This window comes from Thermoflexus sp., from assembly GCF_042408365.1.
Taxonomy (GTDB): Bacteria; Chloroflexota; Anaerolineae; order Thermoflexales; family Thermoflexaceae; genus Thermoflexus.
Window position 1 is genome coordinate 1 of sequence record NZ_JBHOQJ010000167.1, and the last position, 20,471, is coordinate 20,471.

The window sequence follows — 20,471 nt, forward strand, 5'->3', positions numbered from 1 at the left end:
CGGGCCGCCGAAGGCGGCCCGCACCCCACGAAGAAGCCCAGTTCCCCCCTTCGCGGAATGGGCCGGGCGGGAGTCGAACCCGCACGCCCCTCACGGGGCAGCAGATTTTAAGTCTGCCGCGTCTGCCGATTCCGCCACCGGCCCAACCTCATTTCATTATTTTAACCGAACTCGCCGGAGATTCGAAAGAGGGTCTGATGGGATTGCTCCTTTGTCCAGATGACCATTCAATTCCCTGGCGCTTTGTCCATAACTTCGGGGGTTTCAGGGATTGAGGGCCATTTGGAGTGGGGCGCTTGAGCGCCCATTTTCGGTCATCTTTCCCAGCGCTCGAAAAACCCCCCGGTGAAACAGCTGGAAAGCGCATTAGGTCAGAGCTCAAAATCAATTATGGATAAAGCGCTGGAAGGCCCTGAAGAGGCACGGCGAATGTTTGACGGGCCAGCCCAGCTCGCCTATCATACTTACTGCATGCCCACTGGGCAGGAAGGGCTTAAATCTGTGGAATCCTGAACACGAGGCGTGGAACCAATGCCGCCATTGTTGGACGTTCGCAACCTGGAGGTGCGTTTCTTCACCCGGGATGGGGTGGTCCATGCGGTCAACGGGGTCTCCTTTCAGCTCAACGAAGGGGAGACGCTGGGGATTGTTGGGGAATCCGGGTGTGGGAAGAGTGTGACCATGCTCTCGATCCTGCGCCTGATCCCCCAGCCCCCTGGCCGCATTACGAAGGGCGAGGTCCTCTTCCAGGGGGTGGACCTACTGAAACTGGATGAGGCGGATATTCGTCACATTCGAGGCTCCAAGATCGCCATGGTGTTCCAGGACCCTATGACCTCTTTAAACCCTGTTCTCACCATTGGGCGACAGATCACGGAGGTCCTGGAAACCCATCTCAATATGTCCCCTGGGGAGGCCCGCCAGCGGGCGATCGAGCTTCTGAAGATGGTCGGGATCCCGAACGCTGAGGAGCGCCTGAACGATTATCCGCATCAGTTCTCCGGCGGGATGCGACAGCGGGTGATGATCGCTATGGCGCTGGCCTGCCATCCTCAGATCCTCATCGCGGACGAGCCTACAACGGCTCTGGACGTGACCATCCAGGCCCAGATCATCGATTTGGTGAAGCGGCTCCGAGACGAGCTGGGGATGGCGATTATCTGGATCACCCATGACCTCGGGGTGGTGGCCGGGTTGGCCTATCGGGTGGCCGTGATGTATGCCGGCTATATCGTGGAGGAGGCTCCGGTCCTGGAGCTGTATCATCATCCTGCCCATCCGTATACCATGGGGCTGCTGGGATCCCTACCTCGCCTGGATCGGCGGGAGCGCCGGCGGTTGGTCTCCATCGATGGGATGCCTCCGGATCTGCTGGAACTGCCGCGGGGTTGCCCCTTTGCTCCTCGCTGTCCTTATGCCTTCGATCGTTGCTGGGAGGAGAACCCCCGGCTGGAGGAGATCGCTCCAGGTCATCGGGTCGCATGCTGGGTAGATGTGACGACTGGGAGGCCACGGTGAGCCGGAACGGACAGGTCTTGCTTCGGGTGGAAAACCTGGTGAAATGGTTCCCGATCACGCGGGGGATCATCTTCACCCGCACGATCGGCTACGTGCACGCCGTGGATGGCGTTTCCTTCGATATCCGGCGTGGCGAGACCTTGGGGTTAGTTGGGGAATCCGGATGCGGGAAGTCCACGGTCGGCCGGACGATCCTGCAGCTGCATCGGCCAACGCGGGGCCATGTTTATTTTGATGGCGTTGATCTAACGCAGCTCAAGGGAGGCGAGCTGCGGCGAATGCGGCGCCGCATGCAGATTATCTTCCAGGACCCCTACGCCTCACTGAACCCGCGTATGACGGTGGGGCAGATCATCGCCGAACCTCTGGAGATCCATGGGGTGGCGCGGGGGAAGGAGGCCCGGGAGCGGGTGGAGGAGCTGTTGCGTCTGGTGGGCCTGAACCCGATCTTCGCTGATCGCTATCCGCACGAATTCTCCGGCGGGCAACGGCAACGCATCGGCATCGCCCGAGCACTCGCCCTCCAGCCGGATTTCATCGTATGCGATGAGCCGATCTCCGCCCTCGATGTCTCCATCCAGGCCCAGATCGTGAACCTGCTTCAGGAGCTCCAGGAACGATTTCAGCTCACTTACTTATTCATCGCCCACGATCTGGCCATGGTCCGGCACATCAGCGACCGGGTGGCCGTGATGTATCTGGGCAAGATCGTCGAGCTGACGGATCGGGTCGAGCTGTATGAGAATCCGCTCCATCCCTATACCCAGGCCCTGCTCTCGGCCGTTCCCGTGCCAGACCCGGCGGTGGAGGCCCGCCGGCAGCGGATCATCCTGCGAGGGGAAGTCCCCAGCCCGGTCAACCCCCCAAGCGGCTGTCGGTTTCATCCTCGGTGTCCCATCGCCCAGGAGATCTGTAAACACATAGAGCCCGAGTGGCGAGAGGTCCGCCCGGGCCACTGGGTAGCATGTCATCTCGCGGAATGAAAGGACCAGGCGCGGATCCTGCGTTGTTGATAGTCTCCCCAACGGGTGGTGGGATCTTTCTGTGGGGAATTTCGGTGGAGTGAGGATGGGACACGGTGGAGGGGCACCCATAAGGGGTGCCCCTCCACCGTATAGTTTAGATCCGTTCACAAACGGAACCGGGGATCCTCTCGAAGCATCCGGCGTAAGCCTTCCTCAAGGAAAACCCGCGGGCGATATCCGAGGAGCTGCTCCGCCTTCCGGAGATCGGCGCACAATCGGGCCACCCCACCATCCTGCGCGGGGCTATGAATCACTTGCACCCGCCGCCCGACCGCCTGCATGACGATCTCCGCCAGCTCATTGATCGAGGTCTCCCGGCCGCTCCCCACATTGATAATTTCCCCGTTCAGGCCCGCTCGACGTCCAGCGGCCACCAGGGCCTCCACAACATCCTCCACGTAGACGAAATCCCGTGTCTGGGTTCCATCCCCAAAGATCACCAGGGTTCCTCCTTCCACCGCCTGCTTGAGGAAGCGGGAGGTGACGGGGGCATGGGCCGCCGGAAGAGGCTGACCGGGGCCGTAGGCGTTGAAGATCCGCAACACCACCACTTCGAACCCCCACAACTGCCCCAGGGTCAGAACGAAGTGTTCGGCCGCCAGCTTGGTTACCGCGTAAGTGGAGCGGGGGCGGGGAAGAAGCCCTTCGTGAACCGGTTGAACCGGTTGATCGCCATAGACGGCACCGGAGGAGGCCAGCACCAAGCGCTTCACCCCCGCATCCCGCATCGCCTCCAGCAAGGCCACCGTCCCGCCGACATTCACATCCTGGTAGATCCGGGGATACAGGATCGATTCCGGCACCGAAACCCGCGCGGCCAGGTGATACACCAGGTCCACGCCTTGGAGCAGCGTCCAGAGCCGGGGGACATCCCGAACATCCCCCCGGGTGAACACCACTCGGGAATCCAGGCGCTGGGGATCTCCAGCGCTCAGATCATCGAGGACCAGCACCGCATGGCCCTCACGGGCCAGTCGGTTGGCCAGGGCCGAGCCCAGGAACCCTGCCCCGCCGGTGATCAGGATCCGCATATCACCTCCCGCTCCCCTAAGGGTTTGAGAAATTGAGAAAGCCACCGGAGGCGGCTGGATCACCCTCTTGAGCATCTATGACGTGAGCAGCCATCCCACCAGTGCATCCATATCGTAAACCACCTGGGTAGGCCGCACGCCCTCGGGAACGGGTTCCCGATAGCGATTCAACCAGACGCAATCCAGTTTCAGTTGGAGAGCTGGTCGGATGTCGTGGAGGATGCTCTGGGCGATGTGCAACACCTCCTCTCGACGGGCAGCGTAGCGGGAACAAAACGTCAACCAGTGGCGGGGGTTCGGTTTATACGTTCGGGTGTCCTCTGCGGTGATCGCCCCATCGACCTCCAGGCCGTGACGCCGGATGGTCTCCGCCAGCAGATCACGATCCACATTCGAGAGGATGACCCGCCGAAAGCCCATCACGCCGAACGCCTTCAGGCCATCCACTGTATCAGGGAAAGGCGGCCAATCGGGCACCGAATTCGCGAAGCTCTGGGCCTCAGCATCGGAGAGCCGGATGTCGAAACGGGAAGCCACCGCCCGCGCGCTCTCCGCCAGGATCTCCCGATACCGCCGGTAAGGCCCGGACTCCAGGCGATGCTCCTCCTCCACATACACTTGAAGCAATTCCTCCGGCGCAGGATCCACGCCGTGCCGGCGCAGGATGCCCCCCAGATGTTCGGCGATCCCGGCCCTCCAGTCGATCAACGTGCCGTAACAATCAAAGGTCAGAAAGCGATAGCGTGCCATAGCGCGGCGCACCCCCTCATAGGGTAAATCCCTCTTGATTTTAGTTTTTGGGATATGCGATGGAGAGGCGGATGGCCCCTCCTTTCTCCTCGCGATGTTAGCTTATGTGCAGGTTAATTTGTATCTATTCAAGCGCTGATTGAAAATTGCCCTGTCGGGCCCGCGCCGACCTGGGCTCCCCTGGGGGCTTGCGCGCCGATTGAACTCGTCCTCGCCAAGGCCTGCAGCCGATGGTCGGCCTGCGCCAACCGGACCCCACGAAGCTGAACAGTTGGGTTAATTTCTCCCTTGCGCCCGTTCTTGGTCGTTCCCCTCAATCCCCAAGGCCGAGGATTCCGAAGCGTTGACGAATGGGGATGAGCGAAGGACAATTACATGGCTCGTGTCGGTGTGCGGAGAAGCCTGCTCTCCCCTGTTGCTCAGGAGCTTCCTTCCCTGTCCAATATAGCCTGGGAAACCCAGGCGGCCGGTCCTTGGCCAGGCGATCTATTGTAACCTGAAAACCGAGTAAGGGGGTAAGGTAGTTATTTCGGAATGTGATCGTGAATGCGGGTGGTTATCTCTTATTAGTGCTTCTTCCCGTTTGTCGTGGGGTGCGGACTGCCTCCAGCGATCTGTACCCCACGCAGAAAAAATAAACAATCATCACCGAGAATAGAGCGAGCGCTCAGATTCGGATCACGTCTCCTAAGAAACAGGGATGATGGGACGCGAAGGAATGGACGGAGAGTTGGAACCTGCGATGGAATTGGATATCCGAGGGGAGGTCTGCCCCTACACCTACGTGAAGACCCGGCTGGCCCTGGAGGAAATGGCGGTGGGCCAAGTGCTCCGGGTGCTGGTGGACTACGAGCCGGCCACCCGCAACGTTCCCCGGAGCGTCGCCCTGCAAGGGGATGAAGTGCTTAAGGTGGAAGCGATTGGAGAAAGTGTATGGGCCATCTGGATCCGGAAACGGAACCCCTCTATCTGAGCGTGGGGGATGCTCAGCGCATCCTCGCGCACGTCCAGGCGGAATGGCCACTGGAGGCCTGCGGGCTCCTCGGGGGGATCGGCCGGCGGGTGCTAGCCGTTTATCCCACCCGAAACGAGCTGGCCAGCCCGGTTCGCTATCGGGTCCACCCGGACGATCTCATCCGCGTGATGCTGGAGCTGGAGGCTCGCGGATGGGAGCTGGTGGGGATCTATCATTCCCACCCTCACGGCCCTCCAGTCCCCTCAGCGATCGATGTGGCGGAGGCCTATTATCCCGAGGCCGTCTATGTGATCGCCGCACCGGTCCGGGGGGAATGGAACTTGCGGGCCTTCCGGATCGTGGATGGAAAAGCGCTGGAGGTGCCGCTTCAATGGGTCGAGTAACGATCCAGCCCCTGGAGGAGCTTTTTCAGACCGCAGGAAGAGAAGCGCAACGAATGGTGAGACCGCAGGCTTCGATGACCACCTTTTTACCCGCTCTCCCCCAGCTTCGGCGTTCGCCCCACCGATTGACGCTCATGCAGTGTCTGGCGATGATCGGGCTATTGCCCATCTTCGCCGGATGCGCGATCATCGGCTTTCCCGATACATCCTTTACCCAAACACCCACGCCAGCTCCAACCGCCACCCCAGTGCCGACCCCCACCCCCTCCACGTGGCCGCTCGGATGGCATCCCGCGCTCCCCGCGGAGGTTCGGTTGGAGCTCCAGCGACGGCTGGAAGGAGATCCCCGTTGGCGGTTCGTGGGGGACGAGGGGGCGATCACGCTTGGCCCTGTTCTGATCACCGCCCCGGTGCGCTTGGGGATGTGGATTTATGCCCTGGCTGCGCCTTTTCCCACTGTAACCGATGAAGTGTCGTTCTCCGCGGTTCGCGCTCGCTGGCAGGGTCAGGCCTCCCTCCCGGGACCGATCCTGGTCGCCACCGAGACGCTGTCGATCTTTACCACCTTATGGGGTCCGCCCGCCCCGGAAGCCGTGATCTCCGTATCCGAGGAAGAGCTGGTCGATCGTCTCTGGGCAATGCGGACGGGATGGGCGTTGATTCCCTTTCATCGGCTGGAGCCTCGCCTGAAAGCGATAGCCGTCGATGGCCTCTCCCCGATGGATCGTGGGCTGGACCCCGAGCGGTATCCCCTGACGGTGTGGTTCGGCGCGGCGCGCCTCCCACCCGGATTCCCCGCGGCGGATTTTCAACAGGCGGCCGGATGGCTGACCAATCGGGATGAGCGTCAGATGACCGTGCTGGCCATGACCGGCGTCACTGCGTTGGTTCGGGGGACCGCCGTGCAGATGGAGCGCTATGGGGTTTTGTTCCCGGCCCGCGACATCGCGCCGTGGCTCCAGAGCGCCGATTTGACGCACGTCAGCAACGAGGTCTCGTTTTGGGAAGGCTGTCCTCCCCCACAACCTCGAAGCGGCGTGGTGTTCTGCAGCCGTCCTCGCTACGCGGAGCTGCTCACTTACATCAGCACCGATATCGTGGAGCTGACTGGGAATCACCTCATCGATTACGGGCGGGCGCCGTTTCGAGCAACCCTGGATCTCTATCAGCGCCTAGGGATGCGATATTATGGGGGAGGACGGAATCTGGGGGAGGCGCTGCAACCGTTGCGGGTGGAGCACAACGGGAACCGGCTGGCCTTCATCGGCTGCAACCCAGTAGGGCCGGATTACGATTGGGCCACCCCGACAGAGCCCGGCGCCGCCCCGTGCGCCCCTGAGCTGGAAGAAGCGGTCCGCCGCCTGCGGGCCGAGGGGTGGCTGCCGATTGTGACCCTTCAGTATTGGGAGTTTTACGATTACACGCCGACCCTTCAACAAATCCAGGACTTCCGCCGCTGGCGGGATCTGGGGGCTGTCATCGTGAGCGGCAGCCAGGGACATCACGCTCAGACGTTCGAGGTGGGACCCGGATGGTTTATCCATTACGGATTGGGAAATCTGTTTTTTGACCAGGTGGATCCGGTCGGGGTACGGCAGACCTTCATCGATCGCCACGTATTCTATCAAGGCCGATATTTAGGGGTGGTGCTCCAGACCGCCTTTTTGGAGGATTTCGCCCGCCCTCGCCCGATGACCCCAGAGGAGCGTCGAGCTTTGCTGGAGTTGTTGTTTGAGAAGATGCCTTAAGGTGGTCGCGCCTCACGAAGGATACGCCGTGGGGGCAGCGAATGGCCCTACCCCCTGGATCTCCCCTTCCTACGGCCCGAAGGGTCGTAGGAAGGGGAGGGAAAGAACCATTCGCCAACCCCTTAGGAAGCCATCGCCCGCACCGGAAGGCGGCGGATCGCTTTTTCAATGCGCTCGAGGGCCTTCTGGATGTTCTCCACTGAGTTGGCAAAGGAGAGGCGCAGGAAGCCTTCCCCATACTCCCCGAAGGCGGTTCCCGAGAGCACGGCCACCCCTGCCTCGTCCAGCAAATAAGCCGCCAACTCCCGGGACGCTAATCCGGTCCCCTCGATGTTCGGGAAGGCATAGAAGGCACCCTTCGGCTTCAGGCACCGGAAGCCCGGGATGCGGTTCAATCCCTCCACGATCACCTCCCGCCGCTCCCGGAACGCAGCGACCATCCGGTCCACGTCATCCTGAGGGCCGGTCAGGGCGGTGATCCCAGCGATCTGGGTGAAGGCCGCGGTGCATGAATTCGAGTTAATCATCAGGCGGGTCACCGCTTCCGCCAACGGCTCGGGCATCACCCCATATCCCAGCCGCCATCCGGTCATCGCATAGGTCTTGCTGAAGCCGTCCAAGATGATCGTGCGCTCCAACATCCCCGGGAAGCTGGCGATGCTGACGTGCTCCCCTTCATAAATGATGCGGCTGTAGATCTCGTCCGAGAGCACCACCAGATCGTGCTTCAGGCACAGCTCGGCGATGGCGGCCAAGTCCTCCCGGGTCAGGACCCCGCCCGTGGGGTTAGCCGGGGAGTTGAGGATCAGCATCCGGGTCCGCGGCGTGATCAGCCGGGCCAGCTCCTCCACATCCACACGGAACTCGTTTTCCATTCGCAGACGCAAGGGGACGGGATGCCCGCCCACGAAGCGAATCATGGACTCGTAGATGGGGAAGCCCGGATTGGGATAGATCACCTCATCCCCTTCCTCCACCAAAGCGAGAATGGCGAAGAACATGATGGGCTTCCCCCCAGGAACCACCACCACGTTCTCCGGGCCCACAGGGATGCCACGGGTGCGGCGGATGTAATCCGCGATGGCCTCCCGAAGGGCGGGGATCCCCGCTGCTGGGGTGTAGTGGGTGTATCCTTCATCCAGCGCGCGCACGGCGGCGGCCTTGATATGGGCGGGGGTATCGAAATCGGGCTCCCCGATCTCCAGATGGATGATCTCCCTCCCTTGTGCCTCTAGGGCCTTCGCCCGCGCCAGCACCTCAAAAGCGGTCTCCGTGCCCAACCGAGACATGCGTTGTGCGAGCCGCATAGGGGCCTCCTGTCCGAAAGAAAGCGTAGGTACCTCCGCTCCTAGCTTAATTATGGGTGCAAAGAAGATCTCCCACAAATCCCTTTCTCACGTAACGGCTATTTCGTCCGCTTTTTCGGGGGTATGGGGTGGAGGCGAATGGCCTCTCCCCTCCCTACCGCTCTTTGAGCTGCGGGGAGGAAGGGGAGAAAACCCCTCGGAGTTTGGAGACTGTTTAGTTTTTGAGATATGCCGTAGGGAAGGCCACCAGCCCCTGAGCATCCCCAAGGAAACTGCTTAAAAGCGGATTTAGTCCTGTAGAAGAAGCGGCAGGGCACTTGAGTGCCCGTTTTTGTAGCCCCAACCTCCCAAGCCCCCCAATTCAAAGTGTTCCTGTTCAGCGGTAAAATTCGCCTTAAGCTCACCGCCTTGAAATCAGCGTCCATGGCGTCGATGCTGGAAGTTCGCGATCTAACGTTTCGTTATGCCACGCGGCAACAGCCAGCTGTGGTGGACATTTCCTTCTCCGCTGAAGAGGGGGAAATGCTCTTGGTGGCAGGGCCCAGCGGATGCGGGAAGAGCACCCTTTTGCGGGCGCTCAACGGCCTGATCCCCCGAAGTTATAAAGGGGAGCTCCAGGGTCTCATCCGTATCGGCGGGCATGACCCGCGGGCGTGGCCGTTGGCCCGGCTCTCCCAACAAGTGGGGACACTGCTTCAGGATCCGGAGCGTCAGATCGTAGCCGCGGATGTCCTGCACGACGTCGCTTTCGGGCTGGAGAACCTGGGCTGGCCTCGCTCCAGGATCCTGGAGCGGGTAGAGGAGGTCCTGCACGCCCTGGGGATCGCCCATCTGCGGGATCGGCCTACTTTTCAACTCTCCGGAGGGGAAAAGCAACGCGTGGCCCTCGCCGGGGTCCTGGCGATGGCTCCCCGGATTCTCCTCCTGGATGAGCCCTTGGCTTCTCTGGATCCCCAGAGCGCTCAGGATGCCCTGGCCCTCTTCCGACGGCTTCATCAGGAGGGCCATACCATATTGCTTGTTGAGCATCGAGTGGAAGATGCGATGAAAGCCCATCCGGACCGGGTGCTCTACCTGGAGGAAGGACGCCTAACCTTTAATGGGGATCCAGAGGCGTTTTTCGAACGTGTGGATCCGACCGCAGTGAAAGTCCCTTTCCCGGTCTGGATGCAGCGCTGGCCCGTCATTCGAGAACGTCAAGAGCCGCCGGTAGAAATCCCGCCTGCCTCCCCCTCTGCGCCGCCGCTCGTAGTCTTTGAAGGCGTGTCCTTTGGCTACGGCGACGGTCCAGATGTCGTGCATGAGATCCACACGGAGATCCGGAAAGGGGACAGCTTGGCCATCCTAGGTCCGAATGGAGCTGGGAAGACCACCCTGCTCAAGCTGGCGATGGGATTGCTGAAGCCCCGGAGGGGCCGAGTGTGGGTGGGGGGGAAGACAACGCGAGACCAGACGGTGGCAGAAGTCGCCCGCACGATTGGATACGTGTTCCAGAGCCCGAGTCAAATGCTCTTCGCACCGACCGTATGGGAAGAAGTGGCCTTCGGGCCACGCAACCTGGGCCATCCCCCGGAACAGATCGAGTCGGATGTCCGCTGGGCGCTGGAACTGGTGGGGCTTCTGGACCAAGCGCGCGTCTCACCCTGGGCTCTAAGCTTCGGTCAGCAGAAGCGAGTCACCATCGCCTCGGTGCTTAGCATGCGCAGCCGGATCCTGGTGATGGATGAACCAACGGCGGGCCAGGATTATCAGGCGTACATGCGATTGATGGGCTCGATCGCAGGGATCGCCTTTGGCCCCGCTCAGGCGGTGGATGCTATGGTCTTCATCACCCACGATCTGGATCTGGCGCTTTCCTTTGCGAACCGAGTCTGGGTAGTAGCGGATGGTCGCTTGATCGCCGATGGCCCGCCGGAAGTCATCTTCTTGAATCCAGAAGTGATGCGACAGGGACGGCTGGTTCCCACATCCCTTCTCGAGGCTAATTTGCAGTATCTGGGCCGAACCGGGCGTTTTCGGCGAGCAGATCAGCTCGCAGAATTCCTTCATGGATCGCGTTGAGCTAACCACAGGCGGTGCGGAGGTGTAACACCCCTACATCACCTACTGCTTTCGTTTTGGGGATAGGCAATGGAGAGGACATCCGTTCCCTCCCCCCTCCCACAGCCCTCGGAGCTGTGGGAGGGGGGAGAAACGATCCTCGGGGGCTGAGGGCCGCCTGCAGCGGCCCTAGCACCTGAGGATCTTCAACTGCTCGAGAGCGGGTTCGGTCCTATCTAACAATCAAATATGGAAGAAGCACTGCTTCCGTTTCATTTATAATATCTTTTGAGGGCCAAGCTGCTTGTAATTGCTTTGTCCGCCTGAATTTTAGGAATATTCGGGGGAGGGACGGATAGCCCCTCCCCGCCGCCCTTGGAGCTGCCGGGAGGGGGAGAGAAAGAATCCTTTCAATTTTTTATGTCGGAGGGAGCCATGGCGCGCAAAGCGTTCACCTGGTTGATTCTACTGATTGTGGTGGTCGCGTTGATGGGATTGGCCAGCCTGATGACTGGAGAGTCCGGAGCGCGGCTCCAGGGCTTCGGCTGGCTGCTCTGGGTAGCGATCGGCGCGGTCTTGGTCTACATCGTCTACTTCGCCACAGCGGACCACCCGGCGTGGCAGATCGGCACCCGTGAAGTGGTGTATATGGCCATCGGGGCGGCCCTCTACGGCGTGTTCTCTTACTTGTTCAACGGCACCGTCTTCGTGGTCCCCTCGGTGAGCCAAGTGGCCCTGCGCCCCGCCATTGTCTTCCCGGTCTTCTTCGGCTATGTATTCGGCCCAGCGGTGGGCTTCTTCACCGGGGCGGTAGGCAACATCTTGGGGGATTTCCTCACCGGATGGGGGGTGTTCCCAGCTTGGGATATCGGGAACGGCTTGGTGGGATTGGTAGCCGGGCTTCCGATGATCTTGGGCCGGGAACGGGCTCTGAACATCCTCACAGGAATCGTGGCCGCGGTGGGAGTAGCGCTGAGCCTTTGGGCCTTAACCACGGAGATCGAAAGCCCCTTCTTCGGAGGGCCGCTCAGCTCGTTGATGCGCTGGGTGCCGCTGATCGGAGCGATCCTGGTGGTGGCCCTCCGGTTCGCCCTCGGCACGAACATCGCCCTGGCCTCGGTAATCGTGTGGGGTGCGGTCGCTAACATTGTCGGCATCGGCTTCGCGGCGATCGCAGACATCTGGATCAACGGCTATCCGCCGGCGGTAGCCTTGTTAGGAGAGTTCGTGCCTGCAGCGGGCCCGAACATCCTGCACGCCGCGATCCTTACGCCATTGCTCGTGGCCGCTTATAACGCCCTCCAGCAACAACTGGGGCGGGGCGCTGGGGTCGCATAAGCGGATCCCCCGCCGTAGGAGGAGAGCCTTGCTGGTGACCTGGCCCTACCGGCGGCGAGGAAGTTTCCTGGAGGCCTTCGACCCACGGGCCCGCCTGCTTTTCGCCCTTTCCCTTATGCTTTCCACACTCTTCTTTTGGGATGTGCGGATGCTGGCGGGCCTGTGGGCGCTCGCGCTTTTCTATTTCCGGCTGAACCGTTTGACATGGCGGGAGACCCGCCGGGCGTGGCTGTTCACAGGCTTTGTCGCTGCGGTGTTCGTCACGATCACTTTCCTTACCGGCCGGGGCGGCTTTGAGGTCTACCAAACGGAGCGGCTCCTGGCCCGCCTTCCGCTCCCTGTGACCGTGTTCGGGTGGACCCCCGCGGTGAACGTCACGGTGGAGCGGATGTTCTTCGCGCTCAGCCAGATGTGTCGAATGGGAACCGTGATCACCGCGGCCATCCTGATCCCTTACACGATGGATCCCACACAATACGGCGTGGTCTTCCGAGGCCTGGGGCTGCCGGATAAAATCGCTTACGCCATGGATCTGGCGTTCCGGTTCATCCCCACGTTGGGTCGAGATGCCATGCAGACGATGGACGCCCAGCGGGCTCGAGGCTACGAGCTGGAGAACATCCGCGGCGGCCCTCTGGGACAGATCCGCCGCCTCGCCCCCCTGGTGGTGCCCGTGACGCTTCATGCCTTGATGATGGCGGAGGACATCATCGACGCGATGGATCTGCGCGCCTTCGGAGTGGGGCGGCGGACATGGATCACCGAGCTGCGCTTCCAGGGCCGCGATTTCGTCCTGCTCGGACTCAGCGCTGCGCTGTTTTTCGGATCGATGACGGCAGCGGCCCTGGGCCTCGGCCGGTTCTGGACCCCTTAATCGCCCTGGAAAGAGCGCGATGGGACCCCTAGGCTCAACGTATGACCGGTGAAAGCCACCAGAGGACCAGACGAGGGGTCACGTGGACCTCGATCCAGGCTGCGAGGAGCAGAAGCGGCATCGCGAGCAGAAACAGCTTCAGCCAGTCCGCCCAGGCCATGATCAGGCGGTCCCGCAGGCTCCGCGGGCCGGGGGGCGTCAGCAGGGTGAGCCCCAACCGAAGCGCCCCTGCCAGCACCAGCCCCACCGCGGGCAGCTCCAGAATCCCATGGGGAAGGATCCCCAGCAGGCCGGCGATCCCCAACCGGAGGTCGCTGGCGAAGAGCCCTCGCAAGAGCACCCCAATCACCCCCATGAGTCCCATCGGGTAAAAAGCTGCCCATAGCCCCAAGGTGAGCACGCCGATCAGCGTGTTCAGAACCAGCGCCCGCAGGTTGTGGAAGAAGATCCGCCATGGAGTGAACGGAAGGCCCTGCTCAACGGAGAGGTTTGTGGCCTGAAGCTGGCGAAGAAGCTCATCCGGTGAACCAACGAGGGCGGGGAGCCACAACCAGGCGATCCCGAACCCCAGCAGCCCCAGCGCCGCCAGGGTCGCGAGCGCCCCAGCGGAACGCCGAACCGGGTGCCCGATGTGATCCCACAGGTTGGAGATCGGCTGCGCAGGATCCCCCTGCCAGAACACACGCCAAAAACCCCGCAGGATCCCCACCAGGTCCAGCGTGTCAAACTCTGCACTGAGAAGCTGCTCCCGGTTGAACAGCACAACCCCCATGCGGACCAACAGGATGGCGTAGATCACCAGGATGCACAGCACGATAACCAGCGTTCGGTAGCTGCCCCAAAAGAGCAACGAGGACTCGAAGATCAACAACATGGAAACGGGGAGGACGATGAAGCTGGCCAGCAGGTTGGCCCCGCGCACGCTGTTCGACTGGGTGGAGATCACGATGGCACCGGCGACCATCACCACCGCGTGCAGGACCAGGATGCTGGGAAGGAAGAACACCAACGCGGGATCCGGCCTCCACGCGCCGCGAAAGGTTAGGATGAGCAGGTAAAGCATCAACCCAAGGAGCGAAGTAGCCGTGGGAACCACCAGGGCGGCCAGTCCCTTCCCGATGTAAAGCTGTAGATCGCCCAGCGGAGCGGCCAACAACGGCTCCATGGTTCGCCGTTCTTTCTCGCCCACAAACGTCTCCAATGGGATGACCAAACAGACCGTCAGGGGAAGGAAACCGGTCGCCAGGGCCAGGAAAGGCAACAGGCGCTCACCGATCAACTGAGCGCCAAACTGGGCAACATAACGGGTCGCCGCCTCCGCGGAGAGCAGGGAGAGGACCGGGAACGCAAACAACAAGAAGACCAGCGGGGCAATCATACGCCAGTCTCGCAGGATGTCCAGAACATCCCGTCGGAAGATCCCCCATGTCCCTCGGATCCATTCCCCCAGATCGCCCAGCGCCGCTTTCACGGGCTCGATCGACCCTTCGGACTCCCATCGGGAGGAAACAGTTTTCAAGGCCAGACTTGAGGAGGAAGTCGCTGCGCTCCCGCGCTCCGCCCCGACTGGATGATCCTCTGCTCCGGTGAGGGACATAGAGGGTTCCGCCTCGCTCAGGATCCGAAGATAGACCGTCTCCAGCGGGCGAGGGACCTCCGATAGCGAGACCACCGGGATCCCTTGGGCGATCAGCGACGCAAGGAGGCGAGGGTTCTCTCGGTCCGGATCCTGAACCGGATAGCGGATCCAGTTCGGCCCACAGGCCATGATCAGCAGGTCATGGGGAAACGCTTTCTGAGCCTCCTCCACAGAGCCTGCGAGACGGAGTTCATACACAGGCGGGCCCATAAAGCGTTCCCGCAAGGCCTGGGGGCTTCCCTCCACCAGGATCCGACCCCGATAGAGGATCGCGATCCGATCCGCCAGGGCCTCGGCCTCATACAAGTTATGGGTGCACAGCAGAACCGTATGGCCATCCTCCGCGAAGGAACGGATCATCTCCCGGGCGACCTGGGCGCTTTCCGGATCCATGGCCGATGTGGGTTCATCCAACAGGAGCACCGGAGGGTGATGAAGGAAAGCGCGCAGGAGGGCCAGCTTCTGCCGCATCCCTTTGGAATAGGTGGCGATCCGCTGGTGCAATACCTCCCGGAGCCCCAGCCGGTCCAGCCAGCTCTCCAGCCGCTCCTGGAAAAGCGGGCGAGGCACCTTATAGAGATATGCGAAGAACGCCAGGTACTCCTCGCCGGTCATCCGCAGGTAAAGCCCTGGAAGCTCGGTCAGCAACCCGACGCGACGGCGAACCTCCTGGGGTTGCTCCACCGTGTCATAGCCCGCCACCAGGGCCCGCCCCGCCGTGGGCCGCAGCAGGGCCGCCAGCATCCGGACCGTGGTGGTTTTCCCGGCCCCGTTCGGGCCCAGCAAAGCCACGACCTCGCCGGGCCGAACCTCCAGGTTGACCTCCTCAACGGCGACCACCGTTTCGAAGACCTTCCGAAGCCCTTCCGACCGGATCATGGCTGATGGCGCTCCGGGGCGCTCAGCGTTTGCATCGCCCGCCAGGCGCGCTGCAGTGCGGTGAGGTGAGCGAGAACCGCAAACAGGATCAGCAGCGGCCCATACCACCCGGTGAGCAAAGCAATTAGGATCAGGAGGAACCGCTCCAATCGGGTGAAGAGGCCTTCACGAAGAGAAACCCCTAATCCTTCCCCTCGAGCCCGCGTATAGCTGACCATCAGGGCGCCCAACAGGGCGACCCCCGCGATCCATCCGCCCCAGGCCATCCCCGCGCGTTGCCAGGCCGCCCCGATGCCGAGGAGGATTGCCGCATCGCTATAACGATCCAGCGTGGAATCCAGGAAGGCTCCGGCCGGCGATGCCTTCCCCGACAGACGGGCTAAGGTTCCATCCAGGGCATCACACAATCCACCGAGGGTCCAAAGCAACACCGCCCCCCAGCGGAGATCCAGCCCGGCCAGCAACCCGGCACCCGTGCTGAGCAGAAAGCCCAACACAGTCAGGGCGTTGGGATGGATCCCCCAGCGCTCCAGAGGTCGTGTCAGCCTGGCCAGCCAAGGCTCGGCGAATTCCCGCCATCGCTCTGCGCTCACCCAAATCCTCCTTCGTAGGCCGTGTGGGGGCGCCCACAAGGGACACCCCTACACGGTCGCATCCAATGGAAAGATCATGCGGCCGAGAGCGCCCTCCGAAGAAAATTGGGCCTCCAAGAGGCGTGCCCCTCCGCCTCTCAATACGGCCGCGCCAGCATGCGATAGCCGTTCGGCTGGCGGGCCTGGAGGACCTGCAACTCCTCCCGCTGACGTCGCACCTCCTCCAGATCGATGCGGGCCACCACATAGCCCTCGGTCGGCTCGTCCAGGGAAGCGAAAACTTGACCTCGCGGCCCAACGATTATCGAATCCCCAACGAACTCGTAAGTCACCTCTTTGCCGACCCGGTTGGCCCCAACCAGGAAGAACGTGTTCTCCAGCGCCCGCGCCCGGGTTAGGATCCGCCACTCCTCCCGCAGCGGCTGCTCCCAGGCCGCAGGGACCGCCAGCAGCTCGGCGCCGCTCAGCGCCAGCACCCGTGCGGCCTCTGGGAAGAGCAAATCCCACCCGAGCAACACCCCCAAAACGCCAAAGCCGGTTTCGAAAACCGGGAATCGGTATCCGCTCCGGAACAACAAGCGCTCCTCCCCTTTGAGATGAACCTTGTGATACGCGCCCAGGGTCTCCCCATCCGGGCCGATCACCACCGCCGAGTTATAGAGAATGGTCTCCACCCGCTCCCGCACCGCCATCCCGAACACCACGTGAACCCCGAACTCTCTGGCCTGCTGGGCGATGCGATGCGTAGAGGGCCCGGGGATCCGCTGCGCCCATTCCGTGAAGCGTGCCCCACACTCATAGCCAGTGGTCGCCAGCTCCGGGAAGACAATCAAGTCCACTCGCTGCTCACTGGCGATCCGCGCGATCCACTCCGCGATGCGAGCCACGTTGTCCTCGACCGCATTCAACCGGGCGTCCATCTGAACGGCAGCAACCGTGATCTCACGCATGAAATCCTCCTTGCGATGTATATGGCCACTTGGGGCGCAGATGGGGAGGGATGATTATTTTTCGCCTTCCTCAGGCCTCCTGCTATTATACTGAAAGCGCAATCATGAGCGGGCCTCGCGTGCTCTACTGGGGCATTCCACGAGGGGTGCACCGATGGATGGGGGCAGGGCCTGCCCTGGCCTGGAAAGCCCGGAGAAAATGCCTTCGCAAATCGAAGCTCCTGGGATTCGATCATGGCGACTCGCAAGCCGATGGTCGCCCTCGTGGGGCGGCCCAACGTGGGGAAATCCTCCCTCTTCAATCGATTGATCGGGCAGCGGCTGGCCTTGGTCGATGAGCGGCCAGGGACGACACGGGATCGCCTGCATGGAGAGGTGATCTGGAACGGTTTCGCGTTTACCTTGGTGGACACCGGGGGGCTGGAGGTGCTACCTCCGAAAGCGGAGGCCGGCCTCCGCCCGGCTCAGCCTCTGGCTGAGGATTCCGCCTCCTTCATCCCGCAAATCCGGGCCCAGGCGGAGATCGCCATCGCGGAGGCCGATGTCCTGGTGATGGTGGTGGACGTCCAGGCGGGCCTCACCGCCGCCGATGAAGCCGTGGCCGAGGTCCTCCGACGGACCCAGAAGCCGGTCCTGGTGGCCGCAAACAAAGCGGACAACGCCGCCCAGCGGGAGGCGGCGGTCGAGTTCTACCGGCTGGGGCTGGGGGAGGTTTACCCGATCTCAGCGCTCCACGGCACGGGCATCGGCGAGCTGCTGGACGCCATCGTGGCGGCCCTCCCTGGCCTGGCCGAGGTTGAGGAGGAAGAGGGGATCCGCATTGCGATTGTTGGCCGTCCAAATGTTGGGAAATCCTCCCTGCTGAACGCCATCCTGGGGGAGGAGCGGGCGATTGTCAGCCCGATCCCGGGGACCACCCGGGACGCCATCGATACACCGATCGAATGGGAGGGAAAGAAGATTGTCCTCATTGACACGGCGGGGATCCGCCGCCGAGGGCAGATTCAACCTGGGGTCGAGCGTTACAGCGTCCTGCGAGCCTTGCGGGCCATCCAGCGCAGCGACGTCGTCCTCTTGGTGCTAGACGCAAAGGAAGGGATCACGCACCAGGACGCGGTGATCGGCGGGATGGCCGTGGAGGAGGCCCGCAGCGTGATTCTTGTGGTCAACAAGTGGGATCTTATGCTGGACGAGCAGGGGCGTCCCCGGGTGAAGCCGGAGGAGTTCGCTCAGCATATCCGCCAAACCATGAAGTTTCTCGACTATGCACCGATCCGCTTCGTGTCCGCGAAGACCGGCTATGGGATTCCCGCATTGCTTCCCCTGGCGCTCCAAGTGTATCAGGAACGGCACGCACGTCTGAGCACCTCGGAGTTGAACCGGCTCATCCGGGAGGCGATGGAGGAACATCCCCCGCCGACGCGAAAAGGAAAGCCCTTGAAGATTTATTATGTCACCCAAGCGCGCACCGATCCGCCGACCATTGTGTTCTTTGTGAACGACGCGGATCTGGTTCACTTTTCCTATGAGCGTTATCTCGAAAACCGGATCCGCGCCCGTTATCCTTTCACAGGGACCCCGCTTCGCCTGGTCTTTCGGGGTCGTGAGCGGGAATCCTAAGGGGGTCTTCAAGGGATGTGGGTTGCCGAAAGGAGTCGTCCCACCTCTGCGTGAATGATCTTTCCCTGGAATTTCGATGTGGGAGGATGGAATAGAGGGCATCCGTGTAGGGGCATCCACAAGGGATACCCTTACACGGGGTTTTCGCATTGGGGGGCTACCCCGCTGAAAGCAATCTATACTCCTGGCACAACTCATCAGAAGCTCGTCACCGGAAAGGGTTCCCTATGACTCGATTGCTCTCTTCTTTTCGTTTCTGGATCGGCCTGGGATTCGGCCTGATGATCTTGGCCGCCTGCCAGCCCGCGCCGTTGCTGCGGACGGCGTCGGTGGCCCCGGATCTTCTCACGCCGGACGCCGATGGCCGCAACGATGTAGTGTCGATCCGCTACGCCCTAGGCCGCAATGCGGTGGTCTCCATCTATTTCCTCGGGGCGGACGGCGTGCCCCACTATTTCCGACGGGAACAACCTCGACCCCAGGGGGACTACGAGGTTCTGTTCAACGGCGTGGTGGAGAACCAGCTGCTCCCGGATGGACGCTATACCTGGGTGGTGGAAGCCCGGGATGAACAGGAAACCGCTCAGATCACTGGCACTCTTGTCGTAAGCGGATCGAACCCACAGCCCCTCCAGATCACCGGCTTCAGCGTCTCGCCGCCTGAGATCACCCCGAACCGGGACGGCCTGAGCGACCGGGCGACGATCAACGTGTGCGTCAACCGCCCGGCGCAACTCGCGGTCTATTTGGAGGGCGCTGACGGTGTCCGCTACCCGGTGCCCCGAAAGGAAGTGCAGCTCCGCAAGCCCGGAGAGCCCGGCTGCCATGTGTTCGACTATGACGCCGGGGTGGATCGCGGCCAGGAGCCTCCGCCGGACGGGGTTTACACGGTCTACGCCATCGCCGAGGACACGCTGGGGTTGCGGGATGTGGTGACCGGAACCTTGACCATCCGCGAGGGCGGCGTGCCGCGGGCGGAGATCCTCAACGGACAAGTGGAGTTCCGATCGAATATCTCCTCCGGAACCGGCGATTATATCCCGGTTCCGCTGGGAGGTTTCCTATATTTCACGCTGACCGTGCACAACTATGGATCAGTCCCGATCCGCACCAGCGGGCCGCCCCCGGGGACCTGCTACGATATGAATCAGACCTTCAACGCGCCGCAGCCCGGCCGCCCGGAGGGGTGGGCGGAGGAGTCGGGGGCCTGGCGGGTGGGCATCGACTTCGACACATCGCTGCGGAATTACCCCTTCCGGTGGGCCGTGGGCCGGCCGGAGGACCTGGAGACCCGCATGATCGATGGACGGCCTTATTACTATCTGCCGGCCGGGCGGACCGCTTTGGTGACCGGCTGTATCCGAATCACCCAAGTGCCACCCCGCAACCCGCTTTACTTCTGGGCTGGCCTGATCCACGAGGACGTGGAGATCGCGCCGCTGAACAACCGGGTCGATCCCCATCGGGTGCTCATCGAGGGGCCGTGAGGCCGCCATCCGCTGCCGTTTCTATTATCATCCATTTCGGTCCCGGAGCACTCCGACTGGGCCCCCGCCCGCAAAGGCCCTCCCGGGAGTTCCCCGGGAAGTGACGCCTGTGGAGATCGGCTCTGCGGCGGAACGGGCCTTCGGGCCCGGTCTACGAGCACCCCGTCGATGAAGCCGGAAGGGGCCGGTCATTTAGGACACCCATCCGGGTGAAATAGATGACAATGAGTCACGGAACAGTTTCTCGTAGGGGCTTTGGTGGGGCCGGGCGTCTTTGGCACCCCGCCCCCCCCCCCCCACCCAACCAACCCCC

General features: G+C 62.3%; 16 protein-coding genes and 1 tRNA gene. 10 read left to right on the forward strand and 7 right to left on the reverse strand.

Going from position 1 to position 20,471, the window contains the following annotated elements:
- Positions 1–58 precede the first annotated feature (58 nt).
- A tRNA-Leu gene (locus ACFMO5_RS07785) sits at positions 59–144 on the reverse strand.
- A gap of 387 nt (positions 145–531) precedes the next feature.
- Between ACFMO5_RS07785 and ACFMO5_RS07790 the strand changes: the two genes are divergently transcribed.
- Complete coding sequence (locus ACFMO5_RS07790) at positions 532–1,518, forward strand: ABC transporter ATP-binding protein (protein WP_376792184.1); 987 nt, start codon at positions 532–534, stop codon at positions 1,516–1,518.
- Positions 1,515–2,501: an ABC transporter ATP-binding protein gene (locus ACFMO5_RS07795; protein ID WP_376792185.1), complete on the forward strand. Its 987-nt coding sequence runs from the start codon at positions 1,515–1,517 to the stop codon at positions 2,499–2,501. Before ACFMO5_RS07790 ends, ACFMO5_RS07795 begins: the two co-directional genes overlap by 4 nt.
- A 146-nt stretch (positions 2,502–2,647) precedes the next feature.
- On the opposite strand, the gene ACFMO5_RS07800 is transcribed toward ACFMO5_RS07795, so the two are convergent.
- On the reverse strand, positions 2,648–3,574 hold the full coding sequence (locus ACFMO5_RS07800) for an NAD-dependent epimerase/dehydratase family protein (protein WP_376792186.1): 927 nt from the start codon (positions 3,572–3,574) through the stop codon (positions 2,648–2,650).
- Between the two features lie 75 nt (positions 3,575–3,649).
- Positions 3,650–4,324 (reverse strand): haloacid dehalogenase type II, encoded by a 675-nt coding sequence (locus ACFMO5_RS07805; RefSeq protein WP_376792187.1) that lies wholly within the window; start codon positions 4,322–4,324, stop codon positions 3,650–3,652.
- Positions 4,325–5,066: 742 nt separating this feature from the next.
- Between ACFMO5_RS07805 and ACFMO5_RS07810 the strand changes: the two genes are divergently transcribed.
- The 3 genes from ACFMO5_RS07810 to ACFMO5_RS07820 all read left to right on the forward strand — a co-directional run bounded on the left by ACFMO5_RS07810 (position 5,067) and on the right by ACFMO5_RS07820 (position 7,431).
- The gene (locus ACFMO5_RS07810) at positions 5,067–5,297 is read left to right on the forward strand and encodes a sulfurtransferase TusA family protein (protein ID WP_376792188.1); all 231 of its coding nucleotides are present in this window, start codon (positions 5,067–5,069) and stop codon (positions 5,295–5,297) included.
- Entirely contained in the window at positions 5,258–5,683 is a 426-nt protein-coding gene (locus ACFMO5_RS07815) for a Mov34/MPN/PAD-1 family protein (RefSeq protein ID WP_376792189.1), read from the forward strand. The genes ACFMO5_RS07810 and ACFMO5_RS07815 overlap by 40 nt, the downstream gene beginning before the upstream one ends.
- Before the next feature lie 74 nt (positions 5,684–5,757).
- On the forward strand, positions 5,758–7,431 hold the full coding sequence (locus tag ACFMO5_RS07820) for a CapA family protein (protein ID WP_376792190.1): 1,674 nt from the start codon (positions 5,758–5,760) through the stop codon (positions 7,429–7,431).
- Between the two features lie 122 nt (positions 7,432–7,553).
- Here ACFMO5_RS07820 and ACFMO5_RS07825 read toward each other — a convergent pair whose 3' ends face one another.
- The gene (locus tag ACFMO5_RS07825) at positions 7,554–8,738 is read right to left on the reverse strand and encodes a pyridoxal phosphate-dependent aminotransferase (RefSeq protein WP_376792191.1); all 1,185 of its coding nucleotides are present in this window, start codon (positions 8,736–8,738) and stop codon (positions 7,554–7,556) included.
- A 432-nt stretch (positions 8,739–9,170) separates the two neighbouring features.
- Between ACFMO5_RS07825 and ACFMO5_RS07830 the strand changes: the two genes are divergently transcribed.
- From ACFMO5_RS07830 to ACFMO5_RS07840, 3 genes are all read left to right on the forward strand, one after another.
- Positions 9,171–10,799 carry an ABC transporter ATP-binding protein gene (locus ACFMO5_RS07830; RefSeq protein WP_376792198.1) on the forward strand — a complete coding sequence of 543 codons (1,629 nt, stop codon included), beginning with the start codon at positions 9,171–9,173 and terminating at the stop codon, positions 10,797–10,799.
- 414 nt (positions 10,800–11,213) lie between these two features.
- Positions 11,214–12,116, forward strand: coding sequence for an ECF transporter S component (locus tag ACFMO5_RS07835; RefSeq protein WP_376792192.1), 903 nt, complete (start codon positions 11,214–11,216; stop codon positions 12,114–12,116).
- A gap of 34 nt (positions 12,117–12,150) precedes the next feature.
- The gene (locus ACFMO5_RS07840; protein ID WP_376792199.1) at positions 12,151–12,990 is read left to right on the forward strand and encodes an energy-coupling factor transporter transmembrane component T family protein; all 840 of its coding nucleotides are present in this window, start codon (positions 12,151–12,153) and stop codon (positions 12,988–12,990) included.
- A 34-nt stretch (positions 12,991–13,024) separates the two neighbouring features.
- Here the strand turns inward: ACFMO5_RS07840 and ACFMO5_RS07845 are convergent, their stop codons facing one another.
- From ACFMO5_RS07845 to ACFMO5_RS07855, 3 genes are all read right to left on the reverse strand, one after another.
- Positions 13,025–15,508 (reverse strand): ATP-binding cassette domain-containing protein, encoded by a 2,484-nt coding sequence (locus ACFMO5_RS07845; protein WP_376792193.1) that lies wholly within the window; start codon positions 15,506–15,508, stop codon positions 13,025–13,027.
- Positions 15,505–16,101 (reverse strand): CDP-alcohol phosphatidyltransferase family protein, encoded by a 597-nt coding sequence (locus ACFMO5_RS07850; protein WP_376792194.1) that lies wholly within the window; start codon positions 16,099–16,101, stop codon positions 15,505–15,507. The genes ACFMO5_RS07845 and ACFMO5_RS07850 overlap by 4 nt, the downstream gene beginning before the upstream one ends.
- A gap of 137 nt (positions 16,102–16,238) precedes the next feature.
- On the reverse strand, positions 16,239–17,051 hold the full coding sequence (locus ACFMO5_RS07855; protein WP_376792195.1) for a carbon-nitrogen hydrolase family protein: 813 nt from the start codon (positions 17,049–17,051) through the stop codon (positions 16,239–16,241).
- A gap of 234 nt (positions 17,052–17,285) precedes the next feature.
- Here ACFMO5_RS07855 and der point away from each other — a divergent pair, with 234 nt between their 5' ends.
- Both der and ACFMO5_RS07865 read left to right on the forward strand, forming a co-directional pair.
- Entirely contained in the window at positions 17,286–18,671 is a 1,386-nt protein-coding gene (gene der, locus ACFMO5_RS07860) for a ribosome biogenesis GTPase Der (protein WP_376792196.1), read from the forward strand.
- A gap of 227 nt (positions 18,672–18,898) precedes the next feature.
- Positions 18,899–20,158 (forward strand): hypothetical protein, encoded by a 1,260-nt coding sequence (locus ACFMO5_RS07865; protein ID WP_376792197.1) that lies wholly within the window; start codon positions 18,899–18,901, stop codon positions 20,156–20,158.
- The last annotated feature ends 313 nt before the right edge of the window (positions 20,159–20,471 follow it).